Annotated in this window: 15 protein-coding genes; 6 read left to right on the top strand and 9 right to left on the bottom strand. The window is 70.9% G+C overall.

Going from position 1 to position 16,680, the window contains the following annotated elements; genetic code table 11:
- Positions 1 to 36 precede the first annotated feature (36 nt).
- Positions 37 to 846, top strand: coding sequence for a nucleotidyltransferase domain-containing protein (locus ASD16_RS14385; protein WP_055918781.1), 810 nt, complete (start codon positions 37 to 39; stop codon positions 844 to 846).
- A 34-nt stretch (positions 847 to 880) separates the two neighbouring features.
- Complete coding sequence (locus ASD16_RS14390) at positions 881 to 2,530, top strand: bifunctional 3'-5' exonuclease/DNA polymerase (protein ID WP_055918784.1); 1,650 nt, start codon at positions 881 to 883, stop codon at positions 2,528 to 2,530.
- A gap of 1 nt (position 2,531) precedes the next feature.
- On the opposite strand, the gene ASD16_RS14395 is transcribed toward ASD16_RS14390, so the two are convergent.
- Entirely contained in the window at positions 2,532 to 3,035 is a 504-nt protein-coding gene (locus ASD16_RS14395) for a hypothetical protein (protein ID WP_157453954.1), read from the bottom strand.
- Between the two features lie 145 nt (positions 3,036 to 3,180).
- Between ASD16_RS14395 and ASD16_RS14400 the strand changes: the two genes are divergently transcribed.
- On the top strand, positions 3,181 to 3,675 hold the full coding sequence (locus ASD16_RS14400; RefSeq protein ID WP_055918790.1) for a hypothetical protein: 495 nt from the start codon (positions 3,181 to 3,183) through the stop codon (positions 3,673 to 3,675).
- A 2-nt stretch (positions 3,676 to 3,677) separates the two neighbouring features.
- Here ASD16_RS14400 and ASD16_RS14405 read toward each other — a convergent pair whose 3' ends face one another.
- From ASD16_RS14405 to ASD16_RS14415, 3 genes are read right to left on the bottom strand one after another with little or no spacing between them, the layout of a single operon-like run.
- Entirely contained in the window at positions 3,678 to 4,406 is a 729-nt protein-coding gene (locus ASD16_RS14405; protein WP_055918794.1) for a cupin domain-containing protein, read from the bottom strand.
- A 49-nt stretch (positions 4,407 to 4,455) separates the two neighbouring features.
- Positions 4,456 to 5,358 (bottom strand): PmoA family protein, encoded by a 903-nt coding sequence (locus tag ASD16_RS14410; RefSeq protein ID WP_055918797.1) that lies wholly within the window; start codon positions 5,356 to 5,358, stop codon positions 4,456 to 4,458.
- Positions 5,355 to 6,800, bottom strand: coding sequence for a Gfo/Idh/MocA family protein (locus ASD16_RS14415; RefSeq protein ID WP_055918801.1), 1,446 nt, complete (start codon positions 6,798 to 6,800; stop codon positions 5,355 to 5,357). Before ASD16_RS14415 ends, ASD16_RS14410 begins: the two co-directional genes overlap by 4 nt.
- 108 nt (positions 6,801 to 6,908) lie before the next feature.
- Here ASD16_RS14415 and ASD16_RS14420 point away from each other — a divergent pair, with 108 nt between their 5' ends.
- Complete coding sequence (locus ASD16_RS14420; RefSeq protein ID WP_055918804.1) at positions 6,909 to 8,426, top strand: alpha-N-arabinofuranosidase; 1,518 nt, start codon at positions 6,909 to 6,911, stop codon at positions 8,424 to 8,426.
- 133 nt (positions 8,427 to 8,559) lie between these two features.
- Positions 8,560 to 9,558: an alpha/beta hydrolase gene (locus tag ASD16_RS14425; RefSeq protein WP_055918805.1), complete on the top strand. Its 999-nt coding sequence runs from the start codon at positions 8,560 to 8,562 to the stop codon at positions 9,556 to 9,558.
- Position 9,559: 1 nt separating this feature from the next.
- Here the strand turns inward: ASD16_RS14425 and ASD16_RS14430 are convergent, their stop codons facing one another.
- The 5 genes from ASD16_RS14430 to ASD16_RS14450 form a co-directional block, all read right to left on the bottom strand.
- On the bottom strand, positions 9,560 to 10,936 hold the full coding sequence (locus ASD16_RS14430; protein WP_055918808.1) for a hypothetical protein: 1,377 nt from the start codon (positions 10,934 to 10,936) through the stop codon (positions 9,560 to 9,562).
- 151 nt (positions 10,937 to 11,087) lie between these two features.
- Positions 11,088 to 11,765, bottom strand: a complete 678-nt coding sequence (locus ASD16_RS14435; protein ID WP_082570894.1) for a hypothetical protein — start codon at positions 11,763 to 11,765, stop codon at positions 11,088 to 11,090.
- A 53-nt stretch (positions 11,766 to 11,818) separates the two neighbouring features.
- Positions 11,819 to 12,730, bottom strand: coding sequence for a carbohydrate ABC transporter permease (locus ASD16_RS14440; protein WP_082570895.1), 912 nt, complete (start codon positions 12,728 to 12,730; stop codon positions 11,819 to 11,821).
- Positions 12,730 to 13,596 carry a carbohydrate ABC transporter permease gene (locus ASD16_RS14445; protein WP_369817991.1) on the bottom strand — a complete coding sequence of 289 codons (867 nt, stop codon included), beginning with the start codon at positions 13,594 to 13,596 and terminating at the stop codon, positions 12,730 to 12,732. Before ASD16_RS14445 ends, ASD16_RS14440 begins: the two co-directional genes overlap by 1 nt.
- A gap of 182 nt (positions 13,597 to 13,778) precedes the next feature.
- Positions 13,779 to 15,104, bottom strand: coding sequence for an ABC transporter substrate-binding protein (locus ASD16_RS14450; RefSeq protein WP_055918814.1), 1,326 nt, complete (start codon positions 15,102 to 15,104; stop codon positions 13,779 to 13,781).
- Between the two features lie 229 nt (positions 15,105 to 15,333).
- On the opposite strand from ASD16_RS14450, the gene ASD16_RS14455 reads away from it, so the two are divergent.
- Complete coding sequence (locus tag ASD16_RS14455) at positions 15,334 to 16,545, top strand: alpha-hydroxy acid oxidase (RefSeq protein ID WP_055920513.1); 1,212 nt, start codon at positions 15,334 to 15,336, stop codon at positions 16,543 to 16,545.
- Positions 16,546 to 16,680 lie beyond the last annotated feature (135 nt).

Consider the following 16,680-nt stretch of genomic DNA (forward strand, 5'->3'; position numbering starts at 1 on the left):
GCGCGCCCGCTCGTGACCACCCCCTACTCTCACGCGATGCGCACGCTGCCCACCTCGTTCGACGCCACCACGGTCGACGCCATCGACGCCCTGCTCGACGACGTCGTCCGCGTCGAGGGCGTCCGCGTGCTCGCGGCGGTCGAGAGCGGCAGCCGCGCGTGGGGCTTCCCGTCCCCCGACAGCGACTACGACTGCCGGTTCGTCTACGTGCGCAGCGCAGCGGACTACCTGAGCCCGTGGGCCCGTCGTGACGTGGTCGAGTGGGCGCCCGACGGGTTGCTCGACGTCAACGGCTGGGACCTGAAGAAGGCGGTCCAGCTGCTGCTCAAGGGCAACGCGGCCATCACGGAGTGGCTCGGCTCGCCGATGGTCTACCGGTCGGAGCCCGGGTTCGTCGACGAGTTCCTCGCCCTGGCCGACCAGGTCGGGGACCGCTCGCTCGTCGGACGGCACTACGTGAGCGTCGGGCGCCAGCAGTGGGCGCGGTTCGGCGGCGACGACGGGACGATGCCCCTGAAGAAGCTCTTCTACTCGGTGCGGCCGGCCCTCGCGGTGCGCTGGCTCGACCAGCACCCGGGTGCCGCGTTCCCGCCGATGACCCTCGGGGCCCTGGCGGCGCAGACGGACCTGACCGCCGCGCAGCGCGACGCGATCGACGAGCTCGTCGCGCGCAAGGCCGTCACGCGGGAGATGGGCGCCGGCGCTGTGCCCCCCGTGCTCGCGGCGTTGGTGGCCGTCGAGCTGCGCGACCGGCCGTGGTTCGAGGATCGGCGCACCGACCTCGTGGCCGCCCGGGCGCTCGCCGCGGACTTCTTCCGCCGCGCGGTGCGGACGTACGCCGCGTGACCGATGGTGTCGGACCCGGCTGCGACCATGAGCCGTGTCCTTGCTGCTGCTCCTCGACGACCCGTCGCGCGCGGGCGTCGTGGAGCTGCAGTCACTGACAGACCAGGGTGAGCCCGTCGGCGGCTCGGTCGCCGTCGCCGCCGAGGACCTCGTCGACGTCGTCCGCGAGCGCGAGGCGGGCCGTCCGCGGTGGGTGTGGGACGACACGTCGCGCCGCTACCCGCCGCTGCTGGCCGCGGGGGTTCGTGTCGAGCGGTGCCATGACCTCCGGCTCTGCCACGCGATCCTGCGGCGGAGCGTCTACGCGCAGTCGTCGACGCTGGCCGCTGCGCCGACGGGGCCGTGGGACGGGCCGCGGGTTCCGCCGCCCGTCGAGGGCAGCCTGTTCGACGACGCCGGACCGGTGGAGACCGCCGACTCACGCGAGGAGCTGCTGCGGCAGCTCGACGCGGTCGCGGGGGCCGACGAGCCGGGCCGCCTGCGGCTGCTGCTGGCCGCCGAGTCCACGGGCGCGCTGATCGCCGCCGAGATGCAGCACGACGGCATGCCGTGGAGCGTCGAGTCGCACGACGCTCTGCTGACGGAGATGCTCGGTCCTCGCCCCCGAAGCGGACGACCGGCGAAGCTGGAGGCGCTGGCCGACCAGGTCCGAGACGCCCTCGGGCAACCGTCGCTCAATCTCGACTCACAGCCGGACCTGCTCCGCGGTCTGCGCGCGGCGGGCTGCGACGTGGAGTCGACCGGGAAGTGGGAGATCGAGCAGCTCGACCACCCGGTCAAGGAGCCCTTGCTCGCGTACAAGAAGCTCGCCCGGCTCCTGAGCTCCAACGGCTGGGCGTGGATGGACACGTGGGTGCACGACGGCCGGTTCCGACCCGACTACGTGCCCGGCGGCGTGGTGACCGGGCGCTGGGCGACCAGCGGCGGCGGCGCGCTCCAGCTGCCCGCGAGCATCCGCGCGGCCGTGCGCGCCGATCCCGGCTGGAAGCTCGTCGTGGCGGACGCCGCCCAGCTGGAGCCGCGGGTGCTCGCCGCGATGTCCGGCGACGGCGCCATGGCGGCGGCCGGCCGGCACGCCGACCTGTACCAGGGGGTGGTCGACGCGGGCATCGTCGAGACCCGGTCCGAGGCCAAGTACGCGATGCTCGGCGCGATCTACGGCGCGACGACCGGCCCGTCCGCGGTCCTCATGCCCCGGCTGACCAAGGCGTACCCGCGTGCGGTCGCTCTGGTCGAGGCGGGGGCCCGCGCCGGGGAGCGCGGTGACATCGTCTCCACCTGGCTCGGTCGCACGTCCCCGCGTCCCGACGCCGCCTGGCAGGCCGAGCTTGCTGCGGCCTCCGCCGAAGGGGCGGGGGCCGACGACGTCCGCGCGGCACGGCGGCGCGGTCGCGACTGGGGGCGGTTCACGCGCAACTTCGTCGTGCAGGGCACCGCGGCGGAGTGGGCGCTGTGCTGGATGGCGTCGCTGCGGCGTCGGCTCCTGCTCGTCGACGGGCGGCCGCACCTGGTGTTCTTCCTGCACGACGAGGTCATGGTGCACGCGCCCGCGGACGTCGCCGACGCGGTTGCGGTCGCGGTGCGGGAGGCCGCCGTCGAGGCCGGACGGCTGCTGTTCGGGGACACCCCCGTGGACTTCGCGCTGAACTTGGCCGTGGTGGACAGCTACGACCAGGCGAAGTAGGTCAGTGGCTCAGGATCAGCTTGAGGGCGATGACGAGCAGCCCGAAGCCGGCCGCCAGAGCCGTCTCGCCCACGAGCGGAGCGCCACGGACCCCCGCGCGGTGGGCCGCGAACGCCGCGACGCCCGCCAGCATCGCGACCGTGAACCAGAGGGCGAGGAACGCGGAGTTCGCGACGGTCATGCCGAGCAGCCGACCGATGACGAAGACGACCAGCACCGGGAGGCTGCCCAGGAGCACCCCGGTGTTGTTGCGCAGCGCGTGCCGGAGCCGGTGGTGGGCGCTGTGGTCGGTGTCCTCGAAACGCCCACCGATGGCGTCCGCGTAGACGTGCGCGAGCCAGTAGGTCACCGAGACCAGGGCGGTCGCCAGGGCCACGAGCTCGCCGGTCTGCGCCCCCGCACTCGTGGCGGCCAGGACGACGCTCGAGACGAGTGCTCCGTAGAGCATCTCCGCCGGGCCCTTGCTGTGCAGGAACCGCCCCACCCGGCTCACGCGCTCGTCCACCGTCACTCCACCCTCCGCCGTCGGACAACGTCCCTATCGTGTCCTACGCCGGAGCGAGCCGGTTGCCGCGCCCAGGACACGAGAGCGCTCGCCGGATACGGTCGAGGAACGCAACGGCGCGTGGACGACTCGACGGGGGCCTCTGATGGACGATCTGCTCAATGCACTCAACGGACAGGAACGCGACCTCCTCCGCGAGACGGAACCGGCCCGCATGGCCGAGCTCGACGAGGACCAGCTGATCAGGCTGCACTCCCGCATCAGGCGCGCCCGGAAGAAGACCCAGAAGAACTACCGCCGTCAGGCCAGTGCTGGGGTCGAGGAGCACGGCGGTCGTGGTGTCTCGCGACCCAAGAACACGCAGGCCGCGCAGAAGGCGGAGGTCTTCGAGGACGCGCTCGCCCGCGTCAGCGGGCTCCTGCAGGCCCTCGCCGCCGAGGCAGCCGAGGCCCTCAAGCAGGAGCGGCTCGCCGCTGCCCGCGCGAACCGGTCGACCGGACCGGGCAGCGACAGCCCTGCCGCGGCGGGCGTCGGCCCCGGCGAGGCCCGCAGTCACAGCCAGACGACGGGCGGCACGAAGCGCGACGCGTCGTCCCAGGCTCAGGGCGCCCGCCGCCAGGCGAAGAGCGACAACCGCTGACGTCAGGTCGACGTCGGCCAGGTCTGGAGCCGGCCGCACATCCCGTAGCGTCGCGGCGCGGGGTCGGCGTCGACGCCCGAGACGGTGCCGCGCGCCAGGTGGGGGGCGACGCCGCGGAACAGCCCTTCGAGCGCGGCCGCTGTGCTCTCGCTCTCCGGGTAGACGGTGCGCGTCCACGTCTCCTGCCAGCGCGGAGCGAAGGGTCGGGCCAGCCGGGTCGCGGCCTCGTGGAGCGACGCGAGGGCGGCCGGGCCGAGGCGGTGGACCGCGGCACGGAGCTCGGCGTACCCCTCGAGCGCGAGGTCGCGGCGTCGGCGGGCGGCTGCGGCGATCTCGTCGTCGGACGCGCCCACGCCCGGGAGGGTCGCCGCCTCGCGGTAGGCGGCGGGGTCGGCGAGGACGGCCGCCGGGAAGGTCAGGACGGCGTCACCCGCTTCCGGCAGCCCGGCGTTCGACATGAGGACCAGCACCTCGAGGTCACCGTCGTTGACGGCGCGGTGCACGACCCCGGGCCCGAACGTCACGATCGACCCGGGGCGCAGCGGGTGGGCCGCGAACCCGGACGGGCCGAGGGTGTGGACGGAGCCGGTGCCGGCGAGGACGACGTACGCCTCCGAGGACACGACGTGCAGGTGCGGCGACCCGCTCCCGGCCCGGCCGACGCCGTCGGACGCGGGCCAGTCGTACACGCGCAGATGGCTGACCGAGACGCCACCGGGAAGTCCGCTCATCGGACGAGCATCCCCTGTCGCGACGGGCGGGTCGACGGGCCGGTCGTCCTCATGCCGAGATCGCCTCCGTACCGAGGGTGGCGAGGGCAGCGGCCGACGTCGGGTCACCGGCGCCGTCGGCGATGACGACCGCGTACCGGAACCGCAGGGTGTCGCCGGGGGCGAACGGGACCTCGGTGGAGAAGAACGGCGCCGGGTTCAGGCAGCCGAACTGCTCGGTGCGGGCGAACCACTGCGGGGTGTCCGTGCCGTCGACGATGACGACGGTCGAGGAGCCGCCGGTGCCGTCGTGCCGGCCGACGAACCCCATCCACGGCCCGCGGGTGCCCCGGGCCTCCTCCCCTCCGGAGAAGTCGGGGGCGAGCAGGGTCCCGCCGGTGAACGACCGCGGCCCACGCCAGAACAGCCCGCCGTAGCCGGCGTTCTCCCGCCCGCGGGTGGTGGGCGACCCGATGGTGAGGTCGTCGGCGGACACGTTGGTCATCGTCGTCTCGAACGTCAGCACCCAGGCGTCGTCGCGACCTGCCGGCACCACGAACCCGAGGGTCCGCTGCTCGTCGATCACGTGCTCGCGGGCCTGCGTGTGCCAGGCGAGGGTGTGCGTGAGGTCGACTCGACCCGGCGACACGCGAAGGTCGGTGAGCGCGACGTGGTCCATCGACCCGTCGTTCTCCAGCTGCACGTACCCCTGCCCGTGCACGTACGTGGGCCCGCCCCAGAAGTTGTGCTCGCCCACCACCGGCAGCGACCAGGCGATGCCCTTGTGCCAGACGTGGTCGTGCGGGCGGAAGGCGGTGACCAGGTCGCCGCGGCGCGTGCGGACGGGGTGCACGTAGGGGCGCGGGCTCTCCAGCTGCACGTCGGTGGGGACGTAGACGTACTGCGCGAGGGTGGTGCCGTCGAGGACGACGTCGAGAGCCCGGCCGACGTCGTGCAGGGCGGAGAGCGTCACCGGTCCGCCTCGAGCGAGACGCCGAGGTCCAGGTCGCCGATCGTCACCGGCAGGCCCGTGACCAGCGACTGGTTGGCCGCGATGCCGACCGAGACCGCTCGCAGCCCGTCGAGGTACCCCGCCGGGCGGCCGAGGGCGTCCTCGGACACCCGCAGGTGGCGTCGGAACACGTCCTTGAGCAGGATCGCGTCGCCGCCGCCGTGCCCACCGATGCCGTCCGGGATCGGGTACGCGGTGGCCCGCTCCCAGTGCTTCTGCACCAGCAGCCGCTCACCCTCGGGCCGCAGCGCGTCGCCGAGCGAGGTCGGGGTGGCCGACGGGTCGAGCAGCGCGTTCCCCTCCTCGTCCAGTGCGATCGCCCCCCGCTCGACGACCTCGAGCTCCGCGCGGCCGGCCGTGCCGTTGACGGTGACGCGGTAGCCCTCCCAGGGGCTGTGCGCGTTCAGCGAGTAGGTCAGCGTGGCGCCGCGCCGGTAGTCGACGAGGAGCGCCATGTTGTCCTCGATGGTGATGCCGGGGCCGAACACGTCCTGGTCGCGCAGGTAGCCGTCGTGCTGCTCGGCGTCGAGGTACAGCGACTTCAGCCGCGGGTCGGCCGTGAGGTCGAGCGTGAAGGGGTCGCCGACGACGCCGGTGCCCCGGGCGGGGCGGGGGCCCAGCCCGCGGTCGGCGGCGTTGCGGTCGCCGTAGAACTTCAGGCCGCCGCGGGCATACACGCGGGCCGGGACGTCGCCGATCCACCAGTTGACCAGGTCGAAGTGGTGGCTCGACTTGTGCACCAGCAGGCCGCCGGAGTTCTTCTTCTCCCGGTGCCAGCGGCGGAAGTAGTCGGCGCCGTGCACGGTGTCCAGCGCCCACTCGAAGTGCACGGAGGTGACCTCGCCGATCTCGCCGGACGCGATGACCTGACGCAGGGAGGAGTTGCGCGGGGCGTAGCGGTAGTTGAACGTCATGACGATGTCCCGGCCGGTCTCCGCGACCGCGCCGGTGATCCGCCGGCAGCCCGGCCGGTCGACGGTCAGCGGCTTCTCGACGACGACGTCGGCCCCCGCGGCGAGCGCGCGCGCGACCAGCTCGGCGTGCGCGTGGTCGGGGGTGGTCACGACGACGACGTCGACGGACTGCTCCGCGATCATCTTCTCGAGGCCGTCGGGCGCGTACTGCGGCAGCCCGGCGGGTCGGCCGAGAGCCTCCGAGACGACCCCCTCGTAGTGGTCCATCCGGCCCGGGTTGGTGTCCAGCAGCGCCACGAGGGTCGCGACGTCGGCGTGCTCCCCGGCGATCGCGTCGATGTACATGCCCGCGCGGTGCCCGGTACCGGCGACCGCGTACCGCCGGTGCTGGCCCTCGGGCGCCGGGGCGAACTCCGGGACGACACCCGGGCCGGCCGACGTGCTGCTGCTCGATGCGGGACGCGGTGCGGTGGGGTTCTGGTCGCTCACGGGTGTCCTCGGTGTGTGTCGTCGCCTCGTTGCGACGGACCTGCGGAAAGCGTTGTCCGTCGGTAGGTAGCCTAAGCGGTGGACCTGTTGTTGCACAGAGGAGATCCGATGTCCGCGCGAGCCACCGTCCTGCTGCACCCCGACTTCCGCGTGGGCGTGATCGACCGCCGCCTGTTCGCGTCGTTCGTCGAGCACCTCGGGCGCGCCGTCTACACCGGCATCTACGAGCCGGGGCACACGGCCGCCGACGAGCACGGCTTCCGCCAGGACGTCGCCGACCTGACCCGCGAGCTGGGCGTCAGCATGGTCCGGTACCCGGGCGGCAACTTCGTCTCCAACTACGTCTGGGAGGACGCCGTCGGACCCGTCGAGGACCGCCTGCCGTTCATCGACCTCGCGTGGCGGACCATCGAGCCCAACACCGTGGGTACCGACGAGTTCCTGCAGTGGGCCGAGCGCGAGGGCATCGAGCCGATGATGGCCGTCAACCTCGGCACCCGCGGCGTCGCTGCTGCGGCGGCACTCGTCGAGTACTGCAACGGCGAGGCCGGGTCGCGCTGGGCCGACCTGCGGATCGCCAACGGCCGCGCGGAGCCGTACGGCGTGCGGCTCTGGTGCCTCGGCAACGAGATGGACGGCCCGTGGCAGATCGGGCACAAGGACGCCGACGAGTACGGCAAGCTCGCCGCCGAGGCCGGCAAGGCCATGCGGCTGGTGGACCCGTCGATCGAGCTCGTCGTCTGCGGGTCGTCGTCGATGATGATGGACACCTTCGGCTCCTGGGAGCAGACCGTCCTCGAGCACACCTGGGACGTCGTCGACCACCTGTCGATGCACGCCTACTACGAGGAGCTGGACGGCGACCGCGCCTCGTTCCTTGGGTCCGGCACGTCGATGGACCGGTTCATCCGCCGCGTCGTCGCGTCCGCGGACGCCGTCGCCGCCCGCCGCCGCTCCGACAAGGTCGTCACGATCTCGTTCGACGAGTGGAACGTCTGGTACCTGCAGTCCCGCTTCCCCGGCGAGAAGAACCTGCCGCTGCAGCGCGACGCCCCGCGCATCATCGAGGACGTGTACTCCGCGCTCGACGCCGTCGTCGTCGGCGACCTGCTGGTGACCCTGCTCAACCACGCCGACCGCGTGCCCGTCGCGTGCCTCGCCCAGCTGGTCAACGTCATCGCGCCGATCATGACCGAGCCCGGCGGCCCCGCCTGGCGCCAGCCGACGTTCCACCCCTTCGCGACCACCGCGCGCCTCGCCCGCGGGATCGCCCTCGACCTGCGCGTCTCGGGTCCGTCGATGACGACCACCGCGCACGGCGAGGTTCCCGTGGTCACCGCCGCCGCGACCCTCGACGGGTCCGACGTCGCGCTGTTCCTGGTCAACCGGTCCGCCGATCCCGTCGAGGTCGAGCTGTCGCACCCCGGCGTCACGCTCGCGCTGGGTCGCGGCGTGCAGGTGACCGCCGACGACGAGCCCGCGGTCGAGGGCCCGGAGCACGCGGCTGCCGTCGCCGAGCGCCACGTCTCCGAGGTCGACGGCCCCGCGCCGGCGACGGGCAGCACCGTGGTGACCTTGGCTCCGGAGTCGTGGACCGCCCTACCGGGCACCCTGACCCGCGCCTGACGCTGCAGCGAGCCCGGCAGCCGTCGCCGAGCTCGGTGGTTCGCGCCGAGCTCGGTGGTTCGAGCTGCCGAGCTCGGCGCGAACCGCCGAGTTCGCCCACCGCAGAGTGCCCACGCGGTGCGACTATCGACAGATGAGACGCCTCGGGCTCGCGGTCGGGTGGCTGCTCGGCCTGCTGGCTGCCGGCCTGGTGGGCTTCGGGATCGCCGCGAGCCTGAGCCCGAAGCCGGCGTCCGTGGTGATCCGCCGCCGGTTCGACCGCAACGGTGCCGAGCGGCTGACCGCGACCGCGCCGTTCGTCCCCGGGCACGTGGTCTCCACCCTCGACCTCCCCTACCGTTCGGGCGACCCCGACGCGCGCCTCGACGTGCACCGCTCCACGACGCCCGGCGCCGGGCTCCCGACGATCATCTGGGTGCACGGTGGCGCGTGGCTGTCCGGCAGCAAGGACCACATCGCCAACTACCTGCGCGTGGTGGCGGGCGGCGGCTGCACGGTGGTCGGCGTCGGCTACTCGATCTCCCCCCGGGCCACCTACCCGACCGCTGCGCTGCAGCTGCTCGACGCCCTCGCGTACCTCACGGAGCACGCCGACGAGCTCGGCGTCGACGCGCAGCGGCTCGTGCTGGCGGGCGACTCGGCGGGCGCGCAGATCGCCTCCCAGGTGGCCGGCATGGTGACCAGTCCCGCGTACGCCGCGTCCATCGGCGCCCACCCACGGATCCGACCGGACCAGATCGCCGGGACGGTGCTCTTCTGCGGGGCGTTCGACATGTCGCTCGCCCGAGGCCTGCGCGGCCGGAACCGCCTGTTCGTCGACTCGGTGATGCGGTCGTTCACCGGCACCCTCGACTACCTCGACGACCCCCGCTTCTCCGGCATCTCCGTCGTCGAGCACCTGACCGCCGAGTTCCCGCCGACCTTCGTTTCATGCGGCAACGCCGACCCCGGAATCGGCCACACCCTGTCGCTGATCGCCACGCTCGAGCGGCTCGGCGTCCCGCACGAGGCACTCCTCTTCGACGCCGACCACGTCCCGCCCCTGGGGCACAACTACCAGTTCCGGCTGGGCACCGACGCCGGCCAGGAGGCCCTGGCCGAGATCCAGCGGTTTGTCGGGGGCCTGCGCTGATTCAGGGTGAGGTGGTCTCGTGCGGCGGCACCGCGACTTCTGCGCCGTCCTGCGAGGAGAGCGCGGTGGAGACAAGTGCAGGCGGGACGTCCTGTTCCACCGCCTCTTGCGACGGTTCCGGACGCAGCTTCGGCGGTGTGGCCGACCACGCCTTGAGCTGCTGCATCACCTCGAGGTAGAAGACATCGACCCCCGCAAGTACGGAGTCGATGAACGCCCCACGTCCGCGCCCGCGCTTCGGCCCCATGGCTACGGACATCGCAACCCGGAACGATTTGATGTCGCGGGCCGGGTCCGCGATGAGGCTGGCTGGATTCTCCCGCACCACACGGAGCAGTTCGGCGGCGCCTGGACCCCGCGCGTGCATGGCGAAAGCCTCGACGCGAACGGTGTCTGGAGCAGACTTGAGCTGCCGCGCGAGCCAGTTAACCCTGGTCGTGGGCCGGCCCTCCCGTGGTGAGTCGATGTCGACGTGACACGTCACGCTGCTCGCGCGGAGGTCGGATGTGATGACGAGATCGCCGGCCGTGCCGGGAATGCGGATTGCTCCGACAAGCTGGCCGGTGGTCACGAGGCTCCCGACAAGAGACTGCGTGCGTAGTTGTGGCTCCGCCAGCTCCTTCCGCGAGAGGACCGGGACCACCTCTGCGCCGAGCTGGCGGCCCAGGCTCAAGCATGCAAACCGCAGCAGTGCGTCGAATCGCGCAGCGACTTCACCCACGCCTTTGTCAGTAGCCCGCAGCGTGCCGGCTCGGACCGACTCTCTGACACTGACCCAGCTCTCGCCCATATCGTCGAACTCGAGCGCACCCGAGCGGGGATGCTCGAGATATCGAATGAGCTCTCCGAGAATCCACGCTTGGTCTGGATCCGCGACACCGCGGAACTCCTTCTGCATCACGGCCTCTGCTAGGACCTGCGTCCAGGACAAGTGGTGCAGCGCGACCTTCCGAAGCTTCCGCTTATCCACCTTCGTCGGGTGCTGCCCGGCTACGGCCGGTATCTCGTTCGAGATCGTGATGACCGCGTCGAACCCCTGCTCGCGCGCAATGTCGAGGTACGACTCGAGCTGCGGCACCGCAAGTTCGTTGGCGCCGGTCTTGACCTCGACCAGTGCCGTCCAAGCCTTCTGGCCACGCCGAACGCGGATGAGGCCGTCGGGGTAGAAGCGAGATTCTCCGAGCAGAAAGGGGACCTCGATGAACGTCTCAACCGCACCGGCCGGAGCCCCGAACGGTTTGGTCAGGGATCTGCCGAACTCACGCACCGCAGTCATGACAGCGAGGAGTGCCGACGTCGCTCGGCGCTCCTGCTCATCGGCTCCGTTGATTCCCGACGTCGGAATCAGTCGCGCTTCGTGCCAATTCTCCTCGACCACGTCAGCTCCTTTGCTCGCCGCCAAGACGAGGCTAGCGAGGAATCGGCAGGAACTGAGGAAAGGTTCGAAGATTGCTTACCCGGGCGATTCCGGTCAGACGTGCGGTGGCCGAGAATGACGCGGCTGCGTTCGCGCCCCCGACCCGTCAGCGTCAGCCCTGGCGGACCGACGCGCGGTGCTCGACCGCCACGACGGCCAGGGACAGCAGGCCCGGGACGATGACGGCGAGCGGCGCGAGCATCCACACCATGACCGCGCACAGACCGAGCGCGACGACGAGCAGGACCGTTCCGGTGAGGTCGTCGCCGGTGCGCTTGGCGGCGGTCTGCACGATCGCCCCCCACCTGGCTCCGGGTGACCAGCCGGCGGCCGCCCTCAGCGTGATGACGAGCAGGACGGCGACCAGGAACACGGTCGCGACGCGGACCCCGGTGCCGCCGGGCATCCCGCCGACGCCGATGAGCTGCAGGTTGAACAGGAGGACCAGCAGCAGGACCGGCATGCCGATGGACACCAGCCAGACGCCCCGGCAGGCGGCCGTGAAGTCCTCCCAGAGCGCCGCGACGGTGTCGGGTCGACCGTCGAGGTGACGGCGCACGTGGGACACCCCGGCGGCGAGCGCGGGGACGGCCGTGATGATCGGCAGGCTCAGCACCGAGACGCCGAGGCCGACCAGGAGCGCCTCGCTGAACAGCCCGAACCGCCCGCCGCCGAGCAGCGGCTTCTGGTCGGGACCGGGCGCGGCGTCGTCGGCGGGACGCGTCGTGGTGTCCTCCGGGGACGGGTCCGCGGGGCGGCGGGAGTCGTCGTCGGGAAGCGGGGTGCTCATGGCTCCCACTCTCACACGCTCCTCTGGGTCCACGACGCCTCCGGCTACCGCCATCAGCCCTTGAGCCCCTGCGTCGCCACGCCCTCGACGAGGTACCGCTGGAACACGAGGAAGAACAGCATGACCGGGACGAGCGCGAGGACGGCCATGGCCATCTGGGCGCCGTAGTCCGACGTCGTGGTCTGGTCGACGAAGAGCCGCAGCGCGATGGGCAGCGAGTACAGGTCGGGCTTCTTCAGGTAGAGCAGCGGCCCGAAGAAGTCGTTCCAGGACCAGATGAACGCGAAGATCGCGCTGGTGACCAGGGCGGGCTTCATCAGGGGCAGCATGATCGAGCGGAAGATCCGCACGTGCCCGGCGCCGTCGATGCGTGCGGCCTCGTCGAGCTCACGCGGCAGGTTGCGCATGAACTGGACCATGAGGAAGACGAAGAACGCCTCGGCCGCGAGGAACTTGCCGATCAGCAGCGGGACGAACGTGTCCACCAGGCCGAGCCGGTTGAACACGATGTACTGCGGGATGATCACCACGTGGAACGGCAGCAGGAGCGTGCCGATCATCAGGGCGAAGAAGACGTTGCGCCCGGGAAAGTCGATCCGCGCGAAGGCGTAGGCGCTGATCGAGCAGGACAGGGTGATCCCGATGACGGAGCCGACGGCGAGGATCGTCGAGTTCATGAAGAACGTCCAGAACGAGACGCCCCCGATGCCCTCGATGGCCTTCTGGAAGTTGGCCACGGTGAAGTCGGTGGGGATGAGGCTCACGTTGCCGACGATCTCGCTCGACGGCTTGAACGAGGACATCAGCATCCACACCGCGGGGTAGAGCACGATCACGATCAAGGCGAGCGAGCACAGGTGGAAGATCAGGGCCCGGCCGCGCTTGCGGTTCTTGGTGGACTGACGCAGCCGGGCGCTGTCCTGCGAGCTGACGAGGTGGTCGGAAGTCGAGGTGATGGTGCTCATCACTTGCCCTCCCCGGAGTAGTGGACCCAGCGCTTCGAGCTCCAGAAGAAGACGGCCGCGAGAGCGCCGACGACGATCACGAGGATCCAGGCCATCGCCGAGGCGTAGCCCATCTGGAAGTCCTGGAAGCCGCGGAAGTAGAGGTACAGCGTGTAGAAGAGGGTGGACCTCGCCGGTCCGCCGGTGCCGTTGGAGATGATGAACGCGGACGCGAAGATCTGGAACGCGTGGATCATCTCGAGCAGCAGGTTGAAGAAGATCACCGGCGAGAGCATCGGCAGCGTGATCCTCAGGAACTTGCGCGAGGCTCCGGCGCCGTCGACCGACGCGGCCTCGTACAGCTCCTGCGGGATCTGCTTGAGCCCGGCCAGGAAGATGACCATCGGCGCACCGAACTGCCAGACGGTCAGCAGGATCAGCATCGGCATCGTGCGCTCCGGGTCACCGACCCAGCCGCCGGCGGGGAAGCCGAGGAACTGGCCCACCTGGTCGACGATGCCGTTGTCGATGAACATCGCCTTCCACACGATCGCGATGGAGACCGAGGCCCCGATCAGCGAGGGTGCGTAGAACGAGGAGCGGTAGAACCCCTTGCCGCTGAACGCGTTGTTCAGGAGCATCGCCACCGCCAGCGCGGCGAGCAGCTTGATCGGGGTCCCCAGCACGACGTAGGTGAGAGTGACCTTCCACGCCTGCTGGTAGTTCGGGTCGGAGAACAGACGTGTGAAGTTCTCCAGGCCGATCCACTCGGGCGGTGCGAAGAGGTTGTAGTTCGTGAACGCCAGGTACAGCGAGGCGATCATCGGGCCCGCGGTGAGCAGGACGAACCCGAGCAGCCAGGGGCTCAGGAAGGCGTAGCCGGCCAGGGACTCGGTCCGCTTGCGGTGCTTGCGGGCCGCGGTGTGCGCGGCCGTCGAGGGGCCCGTTGTCGGAGCCTCGGCAGTGAGGGTCACGAGCGTGATCCGTTCGTCGGTTGCGATGTACTGGCGGCGCGATGGCCGCGTGGGGGGTGGGCCGCCCGCCGTGCGGGCGGGCGGCCCACCACCGGTCACTGGGTGGAGAGCTCAGCCTCAGCGAACCACTGCTCGGCGAAGTCCTCCGGCGTGATGGTGCCGTACCCGAGCTCCTCGGCCAGGGTCCGCCACTTCGACTCGATCGTGCCGAAGCCCTTGACGGGGATCGGGGTGGACTCCGTCACCTGCTCGGCGATCTTCTCCTCGTACGCGATCACCTGGGCGTCGACGCTGCCCTCGGTCGTGTCGACGGCGGCACGCTGCTCGTCGTCGGCGGGGACACCCTTCGAGGTGCCGAAGATCGTCCCGACCTCGGGGTCGGTGAGCAGGAAGTTGATCAGCGTCGCGGCCTGCTCGGGGTACTTGGTGTTGGCCCCCGAGGACAGCAGCATGGACGGCTTGAAGAAGAGCGCCTTCTCGCCGGGCTCGATCGACGGGATCTGCGCCATGGCGAGGTTGTCCGTGCCCGAGTCGGCGACGTAGCCGGCCAGGAAGTTGTCCCAGCTCATCTCGGACGCCGTCTCGTTGACCGTGAAGCCGCCCTTCGGTGCGAGGGACACGTTGCGGTCGACGGGGAAGACCAGCTTGTCCGCCCGCAGGTCGGCCGTCAGGTCGAGGAACTCGACGATCTCGGCCTCGTCGAAGCCGAACGTGCCGTCCTCCTCGAACGGGGTGATGCCCTTCTGCAGGAGCCACTGGATGAAGAACCAGAACGTGCCCGTGTAGTCGGTGCCGCCGTACAGTCCGTAGCCGTCGGCCGTCTTCTCGCCGGCCTCGGAGACCTCGGCGATGAACTCGTTGTAGTCCTCCCACGTGTACTCGGCCTCGTCGGGGAACGTCGCCCCGGTCTGCTCGATCACGTTGGGGTTCTGGAACATCGCGAACGTGTTGGTCGACGTCGGGATGCCGATCATCTTGTCCTCGAGGACGCCCGCCTGGGTGAGCGTCTCGTCGAAGCCGGAGAGGTCGATCGTGCCGTTGTCCACCCACTCCTGCAGGTCGAGCAGCTGGCCGTTCTGGTTGAACTCACGCAGGTACGACAGGTCGAACTGCATGACGTCCGGGAGGGCGCGGCCGGCGGCCTCGGTGGAGCGTGCCGTCCAGTAGTCCGGGAACGCCGCGAAGCTGGTCTGGACCGTGATGTACGGGTACTTCTCCTTGAAGAGCGCGAGCGCCTCGTTGTACCGGGCGGCCCGGTCGTCGTTGCCCCACCACGTGAAGTTCAGGGTGACGGGGGACGTGTCGGGTCCGGTGGAGCTGGCCGTCGGCTCGCTGTCGCCGGAGTCGCCGGAGGAGCAGGCGGTCAGGGCGAGGGCGGCGACGGCTGCCACGGCGGCGGTCTTCCAGATGATTCGCTTCATCGTCGTTGAGCCTCCTTGCTCGAAGGTGTGAAAGCGCATTCCGGACGTTAGGCGAGCGTTCGAGCGACTGTCAACGAATCTCGCTGAATCGTTACAAACGCGTTGCCCTCGGGCCGACGGTGCCACACTCGGACGAGGTCGCCGCCTCGCGACGAGTCGATGGCTGCCGGTAATGTATCGTTTCAATCCTGTGCTGCCCGACGATGCGCCACACACCCTGGAGTCCCCGGTGACCGACCGTCAGATCCCCTCGTGGTCCGAGCTCAAGCCGCTGCTGCGACCCAAGCCGCTGGTCCTGAACGGCACCGAGCGACGTCTCGCGGACGCGCTGACCATCGCCGACCTGCGCACGGTCGCCCGCAAGCGCACCCCCCGCTCGGTGTTCGACTACACCGACGGCGCCGCCGAGGCCGAGATCAGCCTGCGCCGCGCACGGCACCTGTTCCGGGAGCTGGAGTTCCAGCCGTCGATCCTGCACGACGTCTCCCACGTCGACCCGACGACGGACATGATCGGCACCGCTTCCGCGCTCCCGTTCGCGTTCGCCCCCACCGGGTTCACGCGGATGATGAACCACGAGGGCGAGCGTGCGGTGGTCCGGGTGGCTCAGCGCCGCGGCATCCCGTACGCGCTGTCCACGATGGGCACCACGTCCATCGAGGACGTCGCGGCAGCGGGGCCCGAGGCGCGCAAGTGGTTCCAGCTGTACGTGTGGAAGGACCGCTCCGCCGGCGAGGACCTCATGGCCCGGGCCAAGGCCGCCGGGTACGAGGCGCTCATGCTCACCGTCGACGTCCCCGTCGCCGGCGCCCGGCTGCGCGACGCCCGCAACGGCTTCTCGATCCCGCCCGCACTGACCGTCAAGACCGTCGTCGACGCGGCCACCCACCCCGCGTGGTGGCTGAACCTGCTGACCACCGAGCCGCTCACGTTCGCGTCCCTGTCCTCCTGGTCCGGGACCGTCGCGGACCTGCTGGACAAGCTGTTCGACCCGACCATGACCATCGCGGACCTGGAGTGGATCCGCGCGTCCTGGGACGGCCCGCTGATCATCAAGGGCATCCAGACCGTCGAGGACGCCCGCCGGGTCACCGACGCCGGCGCCGACGCCGTCGTGCTGTCCAACCACGGCGGCCGCCAGCTGGACCGCGCCCCCGTGCCGCTGCGCCTGCTGCCCGACGTCGCCGAGGCCGTCGGGGACCGCACCCAGGTCTGGGTCGACACGGGGATCATGTCCGGCGCCGACATCGTCGCCGCCCTCGCGCTCGGTGCCGACGCGACACTGGTCGGCCGCGCGTACCTGTACGGCCTCATGGCCGGCGGCGAACGCGGCGTCGACCGCACGGTCCAGATCCTCGAGCGCGAGATCCGCCGCACCATGGCCCTCCTGGGCGTCTCCACGGTCAAGGAGCTCGGCCCCCAGCACGTCCGCCTCCCCTGACCCCACCCCCGCAGCGTCCGCACTCCATCGGCCTCGACCCCGCAGGAGCGCGGACGTTGCTGTGCGTGCACGCGGGACGTCCGCGCAGAGGCGGGCTGGAGTCCGACGGAGTGCGGACGCTGCGGTCGGAGCAGA

Source organism: Cellulomonas sp. Root485, from assembly GCF_001426705.1.
Classification (GTDB): Bacteria; Actinomycetota; Actinomycetes; order Actinomycetales; family Cellulomonadaceae; genus Cellulomonas.

Bases quoted from the DNA above. Each gene is read 5' to 3' on its own strand.
- ASD16_RS14385 (WP_055918781.1), top strand. From the start codon at position 37: ATGCGCACGCTGCCCACCTCGTTCGACGCCACCACGGTCGACGCCATC.
- ASD16_RS14400 (WP_055918790.1), top strand. From the start codon at position 3,181: ATGGACGATCTGCTCAATGCACTCAACGGACAGGAACGCGACCTCCTC.
- ASD16_RS14405 (WP_055918794.1), bottom strand. From the start codon at position 4,406: ATGAGCGGACTTCCCGGTGGCGTCTCGGTCAGCCATCTGCGCGTGTAC.
- ASD16_RS14420 (WP_055918804.1), top strand. From the start codon at position 6,909: ATGTCCGCGCGAGCCACCGTCCTGCTGCACCCCGACTTCCGCGTGGGC.
- ASD16_RS14425 (WP_055918805.1), top strand. From the start codon at position 8,560: ATGAGACGCCTCGGGCTCGCGGTCGGGTGGCTGCTCGGCCTGCTGGCT.
- ASD16_RS14435 (WP_082570894.1), bottom strand. From the start codon at position 11,765: ATGAGCACCCCGCTTCCCGACGACGACTCCCGCCGCCCCGCGGACCCG.
- ASD16_RS14440 (WP_082570895.1), bottom strand. From the start codon at position 12,730: ATGAGCACCATCACCTCGACTTCCGACCACCTCGTCAGCTCGCAGGAC.
- ASD16_RS14450 (WP_055918814.1), bottom strand. From the start codon at position 15,104: ATGAAGCGAATCATCTGGAAGACCGCCGCCGTGGCAGCCGTCGCCGCC.